The following is a 3,838-nucleotide window of genomic DNA, read 5'->3' on the forward strand; positions in this document are numbered from 1 at the left end:
GGCTCATGAACCGGAACGCCTCCCCGGCCCTGCGCACATCCCACGCCCGCACCGGAAGCGGCTCGAGGACACCCGACGCGAACAGGCCCATCAGCGTCCGCAGCATCTCGCCGATCCGGACCGGACCGGCATCCAGCATGTCGAAGGCGGCGTACTCGACGTCGTCGGCGAGCTGGTGCGCTTCGCGGATGTCCGTCTTGCCCATTTCCAGGAAGCGGCCACCGGTGGTCAGCAGATCCAAAGAGGCGTCGACGTACTCGCCGGCCAGCGAGTTGAGCACGACGGTCACACCCGCGTCGGCGAAGGCCTCCCGGAAGCCCAAGTCGCGGGAGGAGGCGATCTGTTCGTCGGTCAGTCCAAGACCTCGCAGCACATCCCACTTGCCGGGACTGGCCGTGGCCAGGACGGTGGCCCCGAGGTGACGGGCAAGCTGGATCGCCGCCATGCCGACACCACCGGTACCGGCGTGCACCAGTACGGTGTCGCCCTGCTCGACCGACCCGAGATCGACCAAGCCGTAGTACGCGGTCAGGAACACCACTGGTACGGCAGCCGCCTGCTCGAACGACCAGCCCTCCGGGATCGGGGCCAGTACACGCGCATCGGCGACGGCCACCGGCCCGAAACTGCGGGGCACGAGGCCTAGGACCCGGTCCCCCGGCGCGAACTCGGTGACGTCCTCGGCGGCTTCCACCACCACACCGGCGATCTCGCTGCCGATCGACGCCTCACCCGGGTACATGCCGAGGCCGATCAGCACGTCGCGGAAGTTCACTCCGGCCGCGCGGACGGCGACCCGGACCTGACCTGCGGCGAGGGGTGCGGAGGCGTCGGGCGCCGGCACCAGCGCGAGGCCGTCGAGCGTGCCCTTGTGCGAGGTGTCCAGCCGCCATGCGGACGCGTCGGACGGGACCGTCAGGCTGTCGCCGGAATCCGCCGCTCGTATCAGGCGCGGCACCAGCACCCGGCCCTCACGGACCGCCGCCTGCGGCTCACCACTGGTCAACGCCGCGCCTACCACGGCGTCATCGTCACGGTCGCCGGTCGGGTCCAGGTCGAGCAGGACGAAGCGCCCGGGATACTCGGACTGCGCCGACCGGACCAGGCCCCAGACGGGGGCGGTCGCCAGGTCTACGACGTCGTCGTCACGGGTGGTCACCGCGCCGCGCGTGACGACCACGAGCCGGGAGGCGGCCGTCCTCTCATCGGCGAGCCAGCCCTGCAGCAGCGCCAGCACCTCGGCGGTGGTTCCCTCGGCATCGCCGCCCTCTGCCGGGGCGTACAGCACGTGTGGCGGTACGTCGCCCTCCGGCAGCCTGCCGTCCCGGCCTAGCACGGCCCAGTCGGCGACCCCGTCGGCATCGGCGGTCCGCGGCGCGCTCTCCCACTTCAGCCGGTACAGGGAGTCCGTGTCCGTGGGGGTCAGCTGCGCAGCCGTAAGGGGCCGCAGCGTCAAGGAATCGGCGCTGACAATGGGCTCGCCCGTGGCATCGGTGAGGAGGACGGAGAGCGTGTCCTCGCCGCTGATGGTGATGCGGACGCGGGCGGCTGTGGCGCCGGAGGCGAGGAGCGAGACGCCCTCCCAGAGGAACGGCAGCCGCAGCTCGGCGTGTGAATCCGCGGTCGCGAGTACCGCGTGCAGCGCGGAGTCCAGCAACGCCGGGTGCATCCCGAAGGCCGTCCCGTCCTCGGTCTCCGGCATGTCCACTTCGGCGAAGATCTCGGCACCGTGCCGCCAGGCGGCGGTCAGGCCGCGGAAGGCGGGGCCGTAGCTGTAACCGGCGGCCTCCGCACCGGCGTAGAAGGTGGACACATCGACCGGCTCCGCCCCTTCCGGCGGCCATGCTGTGAGGTGTGCGGGGGCAGTTGCCGGAGCATCCGTGAGGACGCCTTGCGCGTGCGCTGTCCAGGGGGTGTCCGGACCCGACCCCTCGGGTCGGGAGTAGACGGTGAGGGTGCGGTGTCCGGCCTCGTCCTCGTCGGAGGGATCGACGACCACTTGCACCTGCACCGCGCCCTGCTCCGGGAGGATCAGCGGCGCCTGGAGGGCGAGTTCGGCTAGATGGTCGCAGCCGACCTCGTCACCGGCGCGGATCGCCAGTTCCACGAAGCCGGTGCCCGGGAAGAGAACTGTGCCCGACACCGCGTGGTCCGCGAGCCAGGGGTGGGTGCGGATGGACAGGCGGCCGGTCATGACCAGTCCGCCGTCTCCGGCGAGGCTCACGGCGGCGCCGAGCAGCGGGTGGTCGGCGGTGGACAGTCCGGCGCCGCTGACATCGGTCGTGGCGATGCCGGGCTCCAGCCAGTAGCGCTGGTGTTGGAAGGGGTAGGTGGGGAGGTCGACGCGGGTCGGGTTGCGGCCGGTGAACAGGGCCGGCCAGTCGACGTGTGCGCCGCTGGCCCACAGACGGGACAGGGCCGTGGTGAACGTCTCGACCTCGCCGTGACCTCGACGGGTGGCGGGGACGAACAGGCCCTGCGCGCACTCGGCGCCCATCGCGCACAGGGTGCCGTCCGGGCCCAGCTCCAGGAACCTCGTCACCCCGGCATCGGCCAGCCAGGCGATCCCGTCGGCGAAACGGACCGCCTCACGCACATGCCGCACCCAGTACGCGGGGGTGTGTATCTCTTCGCCCGCCAGCCGCCCGGACACGTTCGACACAATCGGGATCCGCGGTTCGGCATACGCAACACCTGAGGCGACCTGCTCGAACTCCGCGAGCATCGGCTCCATCAACGAGGAGTGGAAGGCGTGGGAGACCTTCAGCCGCCGCGACTTGACCCCGGCCGCCGTGAAACGCTCCCGGACAGCCTCGATCTCCGCCTCGGGACCGGAAAGGACCACTGAGGCCGGCCCGTTGACCGCCGCCAGATCCACCCGGTCCCCAACAGCAGCCAGCACATCCCCCACCGCGGCCTGCACCGCGAGCATCGCCCCACCCTCAGGCAGCGCCTGCATGAGCCGGCCCCGGGCCGCGACCAGACGACAGGCATCCTCCAACGAGAACACCCCCGCCACACAGGCGGCAGTCAGCTCACCGATCGAATGCCCCATCACGAAGTCCGGGCGAACACCCCAGGACTCCGCCAACCGGAAGAGGGCCACCTCCACGGCGAACAGACCGGCCTGCGTGAACACCGTCCGATCCAACAACTCACCCTCATCGGCGAGCACTTCACCCAGCGGCTGCGGCAGCAGCCCCTCGAAGGCCTGGCACACCTCGTCCAACGCCCGCGCGAACACCGGGAACTCGGCCGCCAGCCCCGCACCCATCCGAGCCCGCTGCGCACCCTGCCCCGTGAACAGCACCGCAACACGGCCATCAACCACCGACCCCGACGAGCCAACACCCGCCAGCCCCGCCATCAGCTCGGCGCTGTCCCGGCCCCACACCACCGCCCGATGCCCCAGTCCAGCCCGACCCGTAGCCAACGACCAGCCCACATCCACCGGGTCAAGAGCTCCGGCAACGCCCGCCAGCGCCTGAGCCTGCGCCACCAACGCCTCAGCAGACCCGGCCGACAACACCCACGGCAGCACCCCACTTACCGGGGCTGAGGGCTCAACGGCCGCCCCCACCTCCTCGGCCTCCGGGGCCTCCTCCAGGATGACGTGGGCGTTCGTCCCGCTCGCACCGAAGGAGGAGACTCCCGCTCGGCGTACACCGTTCGGCGATTCCCAAGAACGTTCTTCGGTCAGCAGGGAGACATGCCCGGAGGACCAGTCGACGTGCGGGGTGGGTTCGTCGACGTGCAGGGTGCGCGGCAGGACACCCTCCCGCATCGCCATCACCATCTTGATGACACCCGCGACACCGGCGGCGGCCTGCGCATGCCC

The 3,838-nt window shown here is 71.1% G+C and carries 1 protein-coding gene and 1 pseudogene; both read right to left on the reverse strand.

Annotated features, from left to right (window positions below):
- Nucleotides 1-3,274, reverse strand: a 3,274-nt coding sequence (locus ACWDRW_RS40180) for an acyltransferase domain-containing protein (protein WP_451733511.1), incomplete at its 3' end; no start/stop codon positions are given.
- Nucleotides 3,275-3,487: 213 nt separating this feature from the next.
- Nucleotides 3,488-3,838, reverse strand: a pseudogene (locus tag ACWDRW_RS40185) (ketoacyl-synthetase C-terminal extension domain-containing protein); the annotation flags it as partial.

The organism is Streptomyces sp. NPDC003635 (assembly GCF_053587635.1).